Raw genomic sequence first — 12,511 nt, forward strand, 5'->3', positions numbered from 1 at the left:
CCTGAACCTTTCGATGGGTGCGGAGCATGATCGAGGCTGTAGGCCTGACCAAGCGCTACGGCGACAAGACCGCCGTGTACAACCTTTCCTTCCAGGTGCGGCCGGGTGCCGTCACCGGCTTCCTGGGCCCGAACGGCTCCGGCAAGTCGACGACGATGCGCATGATCCTCGGCCTGGACAACCCCACCGCGGGGCAGGTGACGATCGGCGGCTACCCGTACCCGAAGCTGCCCAACGCCCCCCGCCAGGTGGGCGCCCTGCTCGACGCCAAGGCCGTGCACGGCGGCCGTTCGGCCCGCAGCCATCTGCTCTGCCTGGCCCAGCTGTCCGGGATCCCGGCCCGCCGGGTCGACGAGGTGCTGGGCGTGGTCGGCCTCCAGGAGGTGGCCAGGAAGCGCTCCAAGGGCTTCTCCCTCGGCATGGGGCAGCGGCTCGGCATCGCCGCCGCACTGCTCGGCGACCCCCAGGTGCTGCTCTTCGACGAGCCGGTCAACGGCCTCGACCCCGAGGGCATCCTCTGGGTGCGCAACCTCATGAAGGCGCTCGCGGCGGAGGGCCGTACGGTCTTCGTCTCCTCCCATCTGATGAGCGAGATGGCACTGACCGCCGACCACCTCATCGTGATCGGACGCGGACAGCTGCTGGCCGACATGAGCGTCAAGGACTTCATCTCGGCGAACTCCGCCGACTTCGCGCGTGTGCGTACGCCGGACACCGAGCCGCAGCTCCGCGAGAAGCTGACGTCCGCGCTCACCGAGGCGGGCGGCCACGTGCTGCCCGAGCAGGACGGCGCCCTGAGGGTCACGGGACTGGCGCTCCCCCGGATCAGCGACATCGCGCACGACGCCGACGTACGCCTGTGGGAGCTGTCGCCGCACCAGGCCTCCCTGGAGGAGGCGTACATGCGGATGACGCAGGGGGCCGTGGACTACCGCTCGACCATCGACCAGAAGGCGGGGCTGCAGCAGCCGCTGCCGCCCGGTGTGCAGCCGCCGATGCCGGTGCCCGGGCAGGGCCAGCCCAACTGGTACGCCCCGCCGTCGCCCCAGGAGGGCGGGCAGCCGTTCGCGATGCCGCAGGGACAGCCGGGCCCGTACGCCGCTCCCGGCGCCCCCGGCGCGGGCCAACCCAACCCGTACGCCCAGCCGGCGCCCGCGGCGCCCCAGGCACCGGCCGCGCCGCCCCAGGCACCGGCCGCGCCGCCCCAGCGCCCCGCCTCCGCCGCCCCCGCCGACCTGACCAAGCCCGAGGACGCCCGATGAGCACCCCGCAGCCCCCGATGCCGCAGGCCGCCGCACCCGACTGGCAGGCGGCGGCGTCCGGTTCGCCGTACCCCACCTACACCTCGCCGATCCCCGTGGTGCGCACCCATCTCGGGCACGCGATCTCCTCGGAGTGGACGAAGATCAGATCGGTGCGCTCCACGATGTGGACGCTCGGTGTGTTCCTGCTGCTCGTCGTCGGCATCGGAATGCTGGTCGCCGTACTGGTCGCCGCCAACCAGGGCGAGGACAGCCTGAGGGGCCAGAACCCGTTGTCCTTCGGCGTGTTCGGGCTGCTCCTCGGCAGCATGTGCATCATCACGCTCGGCGTGCTGACCACGGCCTCGGAGTACGGCACCGGCATGATCCGCACCACGATGACCGCGTGCCCGTCACGCGCGCGCGTGCTGGCGGCGAAGGCGATCGTGTTCTTCGCGGTGGCGTTCACCGTCACGTTCACCTCGGTGCTCCTCGTGGCCGTCGTGGACGTCGCCATGCTGAAGGGCGCCAAGGACCCGTCCGGCGGCGAGTGGCTGAAGGGCACGTTCGGCATCTCGCTCTACATCGCGCTGCTCGGGCTGCTCTCGCTCCTCGTCGGCTCGATCATCCGGCACTCGGCGGGCGCCATCACCATCATGATCGCCCTGGTGCTGGCGCCGCTGGTGATCGCGCTGTTCATGTTCTCGTCGGCCCTGGAGAAGGTGCGCCAGGCCCTGTTCGACTACTCGATCCCGAACCAGCTCAGCGCCTTCTACACCAACACCCTGAGCGACACCGGCCCGACCGGCTGGGACCCGGTGTGGATCGCCCTCGGCGTGACGGCCGCCGCGTTCGCCGGCGCGGTCGCGCTGCTGCAGAAGCGCGACGTGTAACCGGGCTTCAGAACCTCGGCGCGTTACGGGACCGCTGCACCCGCGTGGTGCGGCGGTCCTTCGCGTTCCAGCACGCCTTGTGCCAGTGGCGGCGCTCGTCGACGCCCGAGTGCTCGGGCCAGGCCACCACGTGCGGAACACCGGAGGGGATCATCTGGTCGCAGCCGGGGCAGCGGTACGTCTTGCCCTGCGCGCTGGCACCCGCCACGTGCCGCACGCTCCACTCCTCCCCCTGCCAGCTCTCGGTGGACTGCCAGCCGCCGTAGCGGCCGGGCCGGTCGTCCTCGCCGCTCCGGCCGGACGTGCCCGACGGGTCGGCACCCTTGGGTCGGTTGCGACGCGGAGACACGGGACACCTCACGGGGCTATACAGGAAGCACGGGCCGTGTCCAGCCTACGGGGCGCGGACCGGGGTACGCGTAGTCCACCGGCCGGCCCCGTCCCCGCCGCGACCTCCCATTCTGCAGACAATCCGCAAATCTCTTCGCCAGGCCGTGTCCTCGGCACGTGTCAGACGGTTATGCGGGTGGGGGAGCTCCGCGTCGGAGCCAAGGAAGCAGGAAAAGCAATGCGCGTTGGAAGTTTCGTGTTGGCGGCCCAGTTCCCGGGGCAGGGCCAGGGGGAGGCGCTGCACCGCGCAGTCCGCTCGGCCGAGGTCGCCGAGGAAGCGGGCCTCGACTCGGTCTGGCTGGCCGAGCACCACTTCGTGCCGTACGGGACCTGCCCGTCGGCGATCACCCTGGCGGCCTTACTCCTCGGCCGGACCCGCAGGATCCGGGTCGGCACGGCGGTCACCGTACTGCCGACCGCCCACCCGGTGGCGGTCGGCGAGCAGGCCGCGCTGCTGCACCTCACCTCCGGCGGGCGCTTCTCGCTGGGCGTGGGCCGCGGCGGACCGTGGGTCGACCTGGAGGTGTTCGGCTCCGGCATCAAGGCGTACGAGGAGGGCTTCCCCGAATCACTCGATCTGCTGCTGCGCTGGCTGCGCGAGCCGTCGGTCGGGGCAGCGGGCGAGCGCTTCGGTTTCCGTGAAGTGCCCGTCGTGCCAAGGCCGTCTGAGTCGCTGTCGGAGGTCGAGGGCCCCGAGGTCGTCGTCGCGTGCACCTCGCCGTCGAGTGTGCGGCAGGCCGCCGAGCGGGGACTGCCGATGCTGCTGGGCATGCATGTGGGTGACGAGGAGAAGGCCGAGATGGTCGCCCTGTGGCGGCAGCTCGCGCGCGCCGCGGGACACTCCGCGGAGACGGTCCGGGGCGCGGCCCATGTCTCGGCCGGCGTCTGCCAGATCGCGGACCGGCGTACGGACGCCGTGGAGGCGCTGACGAAGGCGATGCCGGGCTGGCTGAAGCAGGGGCTGGAGGCACATGTCACGGTGGACGGCCGCACCCGGCAGATGCGAGACCCGCTGGCGTACACCGAACTGCTCTGCGGACTGCACCCGGTGGGCACCCCGCGCCTGTGCGCCGACCGGCTCGCGGCAACCAGCGAGCGGACCGGCATCTCCCGCTTCGCCCTGCTCGTGGAGGGCTCGGGAGACCTGGCGGCCACCGAGGAGAACGTACGGAGGCTGGGCGCGGAGGTGCTCCCGCACCTCCGTTGATCGGGCCTGCCCGGCTGCGAAACGTGCCGCTCCGGCTGCGGAGCTTGCCGCCCCAGTACTGAATGCACCTCCCGCGTACGGAGCGGCAAGCAAGCGGCATGCTCCTCAGCAGTCCCGGAACTCCGGGGACTGGTTGAGTACCTGGCTGCGGACCGAGGTGAAGCGGGCCAGCGTCTCGTCGACCGAGGCGTCCAATGGGAACACCGCCACCCGGTGGCAGTTCTGGAAGGCCAGCCGGACACCGAAATGCCTCTGCAGCGCGCCGCGTATCGCGTCACTCGCGAGCGCACGCAGCAGCTGTCCGCGTGCCTGCTCGTCCGGCGGGGGCGTCTGGTTGTCGGCGAAGTTGCCGCCGTCCACCTTCAGCTGGGCCACCAGGGAGCTGATCATCTCCCATGCGTAAGGCAGGGAGGTCCGGACGCAGTCGACGAATTCCGCTTCGTCGACCTCGCCTCGCTCGGCCTTCTCGAGTAGGGCCGGTGAGACGTCGAGCGACATGGGTTCTCCTCTCGCACCCCCGTGGTCGACAGGGGTTGCCGGACAGATAAGGGAGTTCGCGATACCGAACACGCTGAGTACTCGTCTCGCGACCTCCCGTTTACTACGGTAAGCAACGGGCGGTGACGGCACCAGGAAAATGCGTACATGGGGAGCTCTCTTTAGGCACACAATCAGCCACGAATGAACATGGGTTGTCTCGGGTCTTCCAGGACAACAAGGGCGGCCCGCAGGGCCTCGTTCGAGGGTGGTGGTGGGAGACGCTGGATCAAAAGGGGCGAACCATAGGTTCTCGATTGGGGTGGTGGTGGGAGACGGGTGGGAGAATCGCGTGGACCCGCACCCGTCGAGTAGCGTTGCCGACCATGCGTCTCGTCATTGCCCGATGCTCCGTGGACTACGCGGGCCGGCTCACCGCCCATCTCCCTTCGGCGCCCCGCCTGATCCTGGTGAAGGCCGACGGCAGCGTCTCCATCCACGCGGACGACCGCGCCTACAAGCCCCTCAACTGGATGTCCCCGCCCTGCACCCTGAAGGAGGGCGCGGGCGACGAGGAGGGCGTCTGGACCGTCATCAACAAGGCGGGCGAGAAGCTCATCATCACGATGGAGGAGATCCTCCACGACTCATCGCACGAACTGGGCGTGGATCCCGGCCTGATCAAGGACGGCGTGGAAGCACACCTCCAGGAGCTGCTCGCCGACCGCATCGAGACGCTCGGCGACGGCTACACGCTCATCCGCCGCGAGTACATGACGGCCATCGGCCCGGTCGACATCCTGTGCCGGGACGCCGAGGGTCAGACCGTCGCGGTCGAGATCAAGCGGCGCGGCGAGATCGACGGCGTGGAGCAGCTCACCCGCTACCTCGAGCTGCTGAACCGCGACCCCCATCTCGCCCCGGTCCGCGGCATCTTCGCGGCCCAGGAGATCAAGCCGCAGGCCAGGGTCCTCGCCACGGACCGCGGGATCGGCTGCGCGGTGCTGGACTACGACGCCCTCAGGGGCATCGAGGACGACAAGTTGCGGTTGTTCTGACCTCCGTTCGCCACGGCTGCTACGGCCGAGAGGGCCGGGTCCGTCGGACGGACCCGGCCCTCTTGTGTGCAACTGACCTCACATCACCGGGCTGGAGCTGCTGCTCTGCGGTGTGCTCGCCGAACTGGTCGTCGAGGCCGGGGCGCTGGAGGTGGCAGGGGCACTGGACGCCGGGCCGCTGGCCGAGGTGGATGTGGTCGGGGACTGCGTCGGTGTCGCCGTGGGGGTCGGCGTCGGGCTGCCGGTCGGCGAAGTCGACGGCGACGTGCTCGGCTTGCTGGGCGACGTCGAGGGCTTTGGGGTGGAGGACGTCGACGGCGGCTTCGTGGGCGAGCTCGACGTACTGCCCCCCGACCCCTTCGTACCGCTCGGGTTGTCCGACGGCTGCCCCGTGCTCGACGGCGGCTTCGGATCGTCCGAGGTGCCGTAGGTGCCGTCGGGGCCCGGGTTCGTCGGGCGGCTGGTCGCGGTGCCCGTGTCGCCCTTGCCGGAGTCGTTCTTCGGGGTGTCGGCGCCCAGGCTGCCGTCGTCGGTGCCCTGGCTTGCGGACGGGTTGACGCCGACCTTGTCGGACGGGTTGTTGGCGTCGTTGTTGGACGTGGCGCCGAGCGTCACGACCGTGCCGAGCACGGCGGCGAGTAGTGCGCCCGCACCGGCCGCGACGAGGTTGCGCCGGGCGAGGCCGCGGATGCCACCGCGGTGGGCCTTGGGCGGCGGGCCGGACAGGGCCCGGTTGACGACGATGGTCGAGGTGTCGCCGGACGAGGGCGGCGGGCTCGCCGGGAAGGCGGCCGGCACTCCGCCGGGCGGCGACTGGGACTCCTCGTAGCGCGCGTCCGGGACCTCCTCGCCCGCGGTCGAGCCGAGGCCCGCCGTCGAGCCGAGGCCCGGCGTGGTGCCGGAGCGGTCGGAGACCAGCGCGAGGGCGCGGCGGCCCGCGACCGTGCCGCGCTTGTCGGCGAGCGCGCCGCGCAGCCCGATGGAGGACTCCAGCTCGGCGCGGGCCCGGTCGAGCTGTCCGCCGCAGAGCGCGAGGATGCCCAGCTCGTGGTGGAAGTAGGCCTGTTCGGACACCTCGCCGGCCAGGCGGGCGGCCTCGGAACCGGACCGCAGCGCCCGCTCCCAGGCGCCCCAGTGCAGGCCGGCGGCGAACGCGGGTGCCGCCGTGCGGGCCAGCCGGACGGTGATGCTCTCCTCGTCCTCGGCCGGCGCGGTCGTGCCCGGCACCAGGACGCCGAGCGCGGCGAGCAGGGCGTCGGCTTCGGCGCACACCCGCTCCGGGGTGACCGAGGGGTGCCCCGCCCACCAGGCGTAGTGCTGGGCGGCGGCCAGGGCCTGCGTCTCGATGTCGTCGCCGTATCCGGCGGCCTCGAGCTGGGCGAGGACTCCGGCGGCGAGCCGGTAGCGGGAGCCGACCGCGGAGACCAGTCCGCAGGCGGCCAGTTCGCCGAGGGCGGCGTCCGCATGGGTGTCGCCGACCAGCGCGGGCAGATGCGCCTGGTGCGGCACCTCGCCGCCGAGCGCGACGGCGAACCGCAGCGTGGCCCGCGCCGAGGCGCTGAGCCGCGAGGCCAGCAGCGGTGCCGGCGCGGCGGCCTCGCCGAGCGACGGCAGGGGCACGTCGTCGCCGTCCTCGGGGTCGAGGGAGGCGTCGAGAGAGGCGTCCGCGGGGATCGCGTCCTCGAAGACGCCGAACGCCTCGACGGCGCTGGTCCCCGCACGCTGCTGGTCGCGCTGGCGCAGCAGGGCGCCGGCCTGGACGAAGCGCAGCGGCAGGCCCTCGGACTCGAACCAGAGATCGCCGGCCCAGTTGGCCTCCTCCTCCGTCAGCACCCGGCCGACGGCGCGCTCGATGAGCTCCACGCCGCCCGCGCGGTCGAGACCGCCGAGGAAGACCTCTTCGAGGGTGGAGGCGGCGGAGGGCGCGGGCACCTCGGGCGTCGCGCCGATCACGAAGGCGCACTCGGGTGTCGCGTCCAGCAGCTCGTCGAGACCGGCGCCGCCGAACTCGACGTCGTCGAGGACGACGACCGCGCCGATCTCCCGGACCAGTTCGAGCAGTTCGTCCCGTTCCGGGCGGTGCAGGGGCGCGTTGTAGACGGCGTAGAAGAGGTCGTAGAGCAGGTCGCTCGGCGTGCGGTGGAAGCCGCTGAGGCGGACCACGCCGTCGGGGGCCAGGTCCGCGCAGTCCTCGGCGACCAGGTCGAGGAGGGCGGTGCGGCCGGAGCCCGCGGGGCCTGTGAGGCGCACGGAACGACCGCGGGCCAGCAGCCGGACCAGGCGCTCGCGGTCCTCCTGGCGTTCCAGGAGGTGCAGCGAGGGCCGGGCCGGTCCCGGCGGGACGGGCGGCTTGGCCGCGCGGTTCACCTCGGCACGCTCGGCCGCCGTGAACTTCTCGGGCCGTCCAGGGCGCTCGCCCGGCGGGCAGGCCTCTATCTCGCTGCCGTCGACGGGATTGACGGTGAGCAGGTAGTCGCCCGTGACGAGCTGCACCGTGCGTGCGAGCGCGGGCGTGTGCTGTCCGAAGTCCGTGGTGAGGGAGTCCCTGGGCGGGCGCTGGCGCGGCGCGCTGCCGTCGCCTTCATGGCCGTACTCCTCGGGTCCCCGCGTGTTCGGGTCCATAGGTTCAAGCCCCCCAAAAGCGTCGTGTGTGCCTCGAGCCCCTCCCGGCCTTGCTGCACACCGCGCTGTCGCTTCTGGTCCGGACCCGCTTGCAGGGATGTCAGGCAGCGGGCGACCGAACCCTAAACCTTCGCTCAGTATCTACGACAGTCCGGAGTACCGCGCCGTGCGAGACGTCACAGTCTTGCGAGGATCACACCGATGGGTCACACGCGGGGCAGTGACTCCACCCCGATGCCGCCCTCGATCGCCAGGATCCGGTGCAGCCGGGTGGCCACCAGCAGGCGCTGCATCTGCGGCGGAACGTCGCGCAGCACCAGGCGCCGGCCGCAGCGGCCGGCCCGCCGGTGGACGCCCATGATCACCCCGAGTCCGGTGGCGTCCCAGGAGTCCAGTTCGGACAGGTCCAGCACCAGGTCGCCGACTCCGTCGTCGACGGCCGAGTGCAGGACCGTACGGGCGTCCGCCGCGCTGCGGACGTCGAGGCGGCCCCCGACGACCAGCTCGGCGTGGTCGCCCCTGATGTACATATGCGCTCCCCGAGAGTGCGGTGACGTACTCCGTGACGGTGGCTGTGCAACGTCTGACTGCTTCAGCGGCGACGAGGTTGCCGTCTGTAAGCGAACCGATACCGAATTCACCCCCGCGGGTGATACCCGCGGGGCCTGTGCGGTTTCAGTGGCTGTACGTACTGATGTGTCAGTACGTGTAGAAGCCCTGCCCGCTCTTGCGCCCGATGTCACCGGCGTCAACCATCCGGCGCATCAGCTCCGGCGGTGCGAACTTCTCGTCCTGCGACTCGGTGTAGATGTTGCTGGTGGCGTGCAGCAGGATGTCGACCCCGGTCAGGTCCGCCGTGGCGAGCGGTCCCATCGCGTGGCCGAAGCCCAGCTTGCAGGCGAGGTCGATGTCCTCGGCGCTCGCCACGCCCGACTCGTAGAGCTTGGTCGCCTCGACGACGAGGGCGGAGATGAGACGGGTCGTCACGAAGCCGGCGACGTCCCGGTTGACGACGATGCAGGTCTTGCCGACGGACTCGGCGAACTCCCGCGCGGTGGCGAGGGCTTCGTCGCTCGTCTTGTAGCCGCGGACGAGCTCGACGAGCTGCATCATCGGCACCGGCGAGAAGAAGTGGACGCCGACGACCCGCTCGGGGTGCTCGGTGGCCGCCGCGATCTTGGTGATCGGGATCGCGGAGGTGTTGGAGGCGAGCACGGTGTCCGGGCGGACGATCTTGTCGAGCGCCCGGAAGATCTCGTGCTTGACCTCCAGCTTCTCGAAGACGGCCTCGACGACGACGTCCGCGTCGGCGGCGGCGTCCAGGTCGGTGGTCGCGGTGATGCGGCCGAGGGCGGCGTCGGCGTCGTGCGCCTCCAGCTTGCCCTTGCTGACGAACTTGTCGTACGAGGCCTTGATGCCGTCGGTGCCACGCTTCAGCGCTTCGTCGGTGACGTCGCGAAGGACCACGTCCCAGCCCGCCTGAGCGGAGACCTGGGCGATGCCGGAACCCATCAAGCCGGCGCCGATGACGGCAAGCTTCCGTGCCACGTTTGCGACTCCCCTTTGAAACGCCTTACACACTGTTTATGTCTGCCTCTTCGGCGGACCCTAGCGCTCGTGAGGTGCTGTGTGACCGGTAAGTAATGCGCGTCACGTCTCATCTGACGGACATCACACCGAGGCGGGTCATTCCGTGCCTCGGACGGCGTAGTTGAGCACCTTCTCGCCCAACAGCTCCTCGATGTCGTCCAGGAGGACCAGCACCTCTCGTGACACTTCGCCCGGGTTGCGCCCCTTGACCATCTCACGGCCGACGACCCCCATCACACAGCTGTGCACCCAGCCGAGCTGACCGGCGATCAGATGCGGCATCGGGTCGTCGTCGGCCGCGCCGGTGTCCTCGCGCAGGGCCTGTTCGAGATTGGCCTGAACCTCCTGCCCGATCGCCCACAACCGGGAGCGCAGGGCGGGAGCGTTCTCGATGACGCGCATGAAGGCGGCGTACCCCGGGATCAGCCCGACCCTCGGCGAGACCGCCTCCACTTCCTCGCGCAGCTCCCGCAGAACGGCGGCAGCGGCGGACTCCCCCTTGTTACGGCCCCGGACCCAGCGGGCCATCCGGTCGACCATGCCGACGGAGCGGTCGAAGAAGAGGTCCTCCTTCGCCGGGAAGTAGTTGTAGACGGTGTTGACGGAGACGTCGGCGGCCTCGGCGATCTCCGCGACCGTCACCGCGTCGAAGCCGCGCTCGATGAACAGGCCCGTGGCGACGTCCGAGATGTACTGCCGGGTCTGCCGCTTCTTCCGCTCCCTGAGCCCCTCTGCCATGTCCGAATCCTAGCTTTCGCTGGGCCCACTGAAAACTTGGAGTCATTGCAAAATTAGGGAGTCTCTGTTTTTCTGTGGAGCATGGCAGTCATCAGCGCGGCCGGACTGGCCCGCACCTTCCAGACCAAACGCGGCCCGGTGGAGGCCGTCCGCGGCATCGACCTCACCGTCCGCGAGGGCGAGATCCTCGGCTTCCTCGGGCCTAACGGGGCCGGCAAGACCACCACCCTGCGCATGCTCACGACCTTGCTCGCCCCCACCGGCGGCGCGGCCACCGTCGCAGGCCACGACCTCGCCACCGACCCCGCGGGCGTACGGAGGGCCTGCGGTTACGTCGCCCAGTCGGGCGGGGTCGACGCGCAGATCAGCGTGCGGGAGGAACTCGTCACCCAGGGCCGCCTCTACCGCCTGACAAAGCCCCAGGCGATCGCGCGCACCGACGAGTTGGCCCGTGACCTGGGCCTCACCGACCTCCTCGACCGCAGGACGTCCGCACTCTCCGGCGGCCAGCGGCGCCGCCTCGACATCGCGATGGCCCTCACCCACCGCCCGAAGGTGCTGTTCCTCGACGAACCGACGACCGGCCTCGACCCCGGCAGCCGGGCCGACCTGTGGGACCTGATCCGCCGTCTGCGCGACGAGCACGGCACCACGGTCTTCCTGACCACCCACTACCTGGACGAGGCCGACGCCCTCTCCGACCGCCTGGTGATCGTCGACAAGGGAGTGGTCGTGGCGGAGGGCACGCCCACCGCGCTCAAGCTCCGTTACGGCGGCTCGATCGACGCGAGCCTCCAGGACACGTTCCTCGCCATCACCGGCCGCGGTCCCTCCCCCGCCGACGCCGCCCCCGTAGCCGTATAGGAATCCGATGCTGCTCCACGACACCGCGCTGATCTACGGCCGCTATCTGCGCCAGTCCCTGCGCTCCCGGTTCGCGCTGCTCTTCGGCGTGCTGATGCCGCTCCTCTACCTCCTCTTCTTCGGACCGCTGCTGACGGGGCTGCCGCTCGGCGGGCGGGGCAGTTCCTGGCAGCTGCTCGTGCCGGGGCTGCTGCTTCAACTCGGTCTGTTCGGGGCGTCGTTCGCCGGGTTCTCGATCATCATCGAGCAGGGCCAGGGGGTGGTGGAGCGGATGCGGGTGACGCCCGTCAGCCGCCTCGCGCTCCTGCTGGGCCGGGTGCTGCGCGATGCCACGGTGTTCGTCTTCCAGGCGGTGCTGCTGGTGGTCGCGGCCGTGGTGATGGGGCTGCGGGCGCCGCTCGCCGGGGTCCTGATCGGCTTCGGGTTCGTCGCCCTGCTCACGGTCTCGCTCGGCTCGCTGTCGTACGCGCTGGCGATGAAGGTCCGCACCCCGCAGGAGTTCGGTCCGCTGATCAACGCCATGACCATGCCGTCGATGCTGCTGTCCGGTCTGATGCTGCCCATGTCCCTGGCCCCGGCCTGGCTGAACGTGCTCTCGCACTTCATGCCGTTCCGCTATCTGGTGGACGCGGTGCGGGACGCATACGTCGGCGCGTACGCGACGGATCACATGCTGTACGGCGTCCTGGTCGCCCTCGGTCTCGCGGCGCTCGCCGTGACAGTGGGCACACGCGTGTTCCGGACGGCCGGAGCGTAACTACGCTGGTCGCATGGTCAATCTGACGCGCATCTACACCAGGACCGGCGACCAGGGCAGCACCGCCCTCGGCGACATGAGCCGGGTCGCCAAGACCGATCTGCGGATCTCCGCGTACGCGGACGCCAACGAGGCGAACGCGGTGATCGGTACGGCGATCGCGCTGGGCGGTCTTGAGGAGGAGATCGTCAAGGTCCTCACCCGCGTCCAGAACGACCTGTTCGACGTCGGGGCGGACCTGTCCACGCCGGTCGTCGAGAACCCGGAGTTCCCGCCCCTCCGTGTCGAGCAGTTCTACGTCGACAAGCTGGAGGCGGACTGCGACCGCTTCAACGAGCGGCTGGAGAAACTGCGGTCCTTCATCCTCCCGGGCGGCACCCCGGGCGCGGCCCTGCTGCACCAGGCCTGCACGGTCGTACGGCGGGCGGAGCGCTCGACGTGGGCGGCGCTTGAGGTGCACGGTGAGGTGATGAATCCCCTCACCGCGACCTACCTGAACCGTCTGTCGGACCTCCTGTTCATCCTGGCCCGCACCGCCAACAAGGACGTCGGCGATGTGCTGTGGGTGCCGGGCGGGGAGCGCTAGCTGTACTCGGCCGGGAGGTTGGTGACACGCCCGCTACCGGTTGTTGATCATGGAGGGACCTCCGGGCGTAGTGGAGATTGCCGTCTTC

General features: G+C 70.6%; 13 protein-coding genes. 7 read left to right on the top strand and 6 right to left on the bottom strand.

Features of this window, described 5'->3' with window-relative positions:
• The first annotated feature begins 26 nt into the window (after positions 1-26).
• Positions 27-1,262, top strand: a complete 1,236-nt coding sequence (locus tag ACFY1E_RS46845) for an ATP-binding cassette domain-containing protein (RefSeq protein WP_389088463.1) — start codon at positions 27-29, stop codon at positions 1,260-1,262.
• Positions 1,259-2,134, top strand: a complete 876-nt coding sequence (locus ACFY1E_RS46850; protein WP_389088466.1) for an ABC transporter permease — start codon at positions 1,259-1,261, stop codon at positions 2,132-2,134. The genes ACFY1E_RS46845 and ACFY1E_RS46850 overlap by 4 nt, the downstream gene beginning before the upstream one ends.
• A gap of 7 nt (positions 2,135-2,141) precedes the next feature.
• On the opposite strand, the gene ACFY1E_RS46855 is transcribed toward ACFY1E_RS46850, so the two are convergent.
• Positions 2,142-2,483 carry an ATP/GTP-binding protein gene (locus tag ACFY1E_RS46855; RefSeq protein WP_389088469.1) on the bottom strand — a complete coding sequence of 114 codons (342 nt, stop codon included), beginning with the start codon at positions 2,481-2,483 and terminating at the stop codon, positions 2,142-2,144.
• A gap of 219 nt (positions 2,484-2,702) precedes the next feature.
• Between ACFY1E_RS46855 and ACFY1E_RS46860 the strand changes: the two genes are divergently transcribed.
• Complete coding sequence (locus tag ACFY1E_RS46860) at positions 2,703-3,731, top strand: LLM class flavin-dependent oxidoreductase (RefSeq protein ID WP_389088471.1); 1,029 nt, start codon at positions 2,703-2,705, stop codon at positions 3,729-3,731.
• A gap of 105 nt (positions 3,732-3,836) precedes the next feature.
• Here the strand turns inward: ACFY1E_RS46860 and ACFY1E_RS46865 are convergent, their stop codons facing one another.
• A complete protein-coding gene (locus ACFY1E_RS46865) occupies positions 3,837-4,229 on the bottom strand; it encodes an SCO5389 family protein (protein ID WP_030928593.1) in 393 nt (130 codons plus the stop codon).
• Between the two features lie 365 nt (positions 4,230-4,594).
• On the opposite strand from ACFY1E_RS46865, the gene nucS reads away from it, so the two are divergent.
• The gene (gene nucS / locus ACFY1E_RS46870) at positions 4,595-5,266 is read left to right on the top strand and encodes an endonuclease NucS (RefSeq protein ID WP_389088474.1); all 672 of its coding nucleotides are present in this window, start codon (positions 4,595-4,597) and stop codon (positions 5,264-5,266) included.
• Positions 5,267-5,344: 78 nt separating this feature from the next.
• Here nucS and ACFY1E_RS46875 read toward each other — a convergent pair whose 3' ends face one another.
• The 4 genes from ACFY1E_RS46875 to ACFY1E_RS46890 form a co-directional block, all read right to left on the bottom strand.
• Entirely contained in the window at positions 5,345-7,888 is a 2,544-nt protein-coding gene (locus tag ACFY1E_RS46875) for an ATP-binding protein (protein WP_389088476.1), read from the bottom strand.
• Between the two features lie 206 nt (positions 7,889-8,094).
• Positions 8,095-8,418, bottom strand: a complete 324-nt coding sequence (locus ACFY1E_RS46880; RefSeq protein ID WP_030928603.1) for an STAS domain-containing protein — start codon at positions 8,416-8,418, stop codon at positions 8,095-8,097.
• Between the two features lie 169 nt (positions 8,419-8,587).
• Positions 8,588-9,436 carry a 3-hydroxyacyl-CoA dehydrogenase family protein gene (locus tag ACFY1E_RS46885; protein WP_030928606.1) on the bottom strand — a complete coding sequence of 283 codons (849 nt, stop codon included), beginning with the start codon at positions 9,434-9,436 and terminating at the stop codon, positions 8,588-8,590.
• 138 nt (positions 9,437-9,574) lie between these two features.
• The gene (locus ACFY1E_RS46890) at positions 9,575-10,216 is read right to left on the bottom strand and encodes a TetR/AcrR family transcriptional regulator (RefSeq protein ID WP_389088480.1); all 642 of its coding nucleotides are present in this window, start codon (positions 10,214-10,216) and stop codon (positions 9,575-9,577) included.
• 81 nt (positions 10,217-10,297) lie between these two features.
• Here ACFY1E_RS46890 and ACFY1E_RS46895 point away from each other — a divergent pair, with 81 nt between their 5' ends.
• From ACFY1E_RS46895 to ACFY1E_RS46905, 3 genes are read left to right on the top strand one after another with little or no spacing between them, the layout of a single operon-like run.
• A complete protein-coding gene (locus ACFY1E_RS46895) occupies positions 10,298-11,080 on the top strand; it encodes an ABC transporter ATP-binding protein (protein WP_389088482.1) in 783 nt (260 codons plus the stop codon).
• Between the two features lie 7 nt (positions 11,081-11,087).
• Positions 11,088-11,837: an ABC transporter permease gene (locus ACFY1E_RS46900; protein WP_389088485.1), complete on the top strand. Its 750-nt coding sequence runs from the start codon at positions 11,088-11,090 to the stop codon at positions 11,835-11,837.
• 13 nt (positions 11,838-11,850) lie between these two features.
• The gene (locus ACFY1E_RS46905; protein ID WP_389088487.1) at positions 11,851-12,423 is read left to right on the top strand and encodes a cob(I)yrinic acid a,c-diamide adenosyltransferase; all 573 of its coding nucleotides are present in this window, start codon (positions 11,851-11,853) and stop codon (positions 12,421-12,423) included.
• Positions 12,424-12,511: the final 88 nt, after the last annotated feature.

Source organism: Streptomyces sp. NPDC001604, from assembly GCF_042893475.1.
GTDB lineage: Bacteria > Actinomycetota > Actinomycetes > Streptomycetales > Streptomycetaceae > Streptomyces.

Excerpts from the sequence above, each read along its gene's own strand:
- ACFY1E_RS46845 (WP_389088463.1), top strand. The coding sequence starts at position 27 with ATGATCGAGGCTGTAGGCCTGACCAAGCGCTACGGCGACAAGACCGCC.
- ACFY1E_RS46850 (WP_389088466.1), top strand. The coding sequence starts at position 1,259 with ATGAGCACCCCGCAGCCCCCGATGCCGCAGGCCGCCGCACCCGACTGG.
- ACFY1E_RS46860 (WP_389088471.1), top strand. The coding sequence starts at position 2,703 with ATGCGCGTTGGAAGTTTCGTGTTGGCGGCCCAGTTCCCGGGGCAGGGC.
- ACFY1E_RS46865 (WP_030928593.1), bottom strand. The coding sequence starts at position 4,229 with ATGTCGCTCGACGTCTCACCGGCCCTACTCGAGAAGGCCGAGCGAGGC.
- nucS (WP_389088474.1), top strand. The coding sequence starts at position 4,595 with ATGCGTCTCGTCATTGCCCGATGCTCCGTGGACTACGCGGGCCGGCTC.
- ACFY1E_RS46875 (WP_389088476.1), bottom strand. The coding sequence starts at position 7,888 with ATGGACCCGAACACGCGGGGACCCGAGGAGTACGGCCATGAAGGCGAC.
- ACFY1E_RS46880 (WP_030928603.1), bottom strand. The coding sequence starts at position 8,418 with ATGTACATCAGGGGCGACCACGCCGAGCTGGTCGTCGGGGGCCGCCTC.
- ACFY1E_RS46890 (WP_389088480.1), bottom strand. The coding sequence starts at position 10,216 with ATGGCAGAGGGGCTCAGGGAGCGGAAGAAGCGGCAGACCCGGCAGTAC.
- ACFY1E_RS46895 (WP_389088482.1), top strand. The coding sequence starts at position 10,298 with ATGGCAGTCATCAGCGCGGCCGGACTGGCCCGCACCTTCCAGACCAAA.
- ACFY1E_RS46900 (WP_389088485.1), top strand. The coding sequence starts at position 11,088 with ATGCTGCTCCACGACACCGCGCTGATCTACGGCCGCTATCTGCGCCAG.
- ACFY1E_RS46905 (WP_389088487.1), top strand. The coding sequence starts at position 11,851 with ATGGTCAATCTGACGCGCATCTACACCAGGACCGGCGACCAGGGCAGC.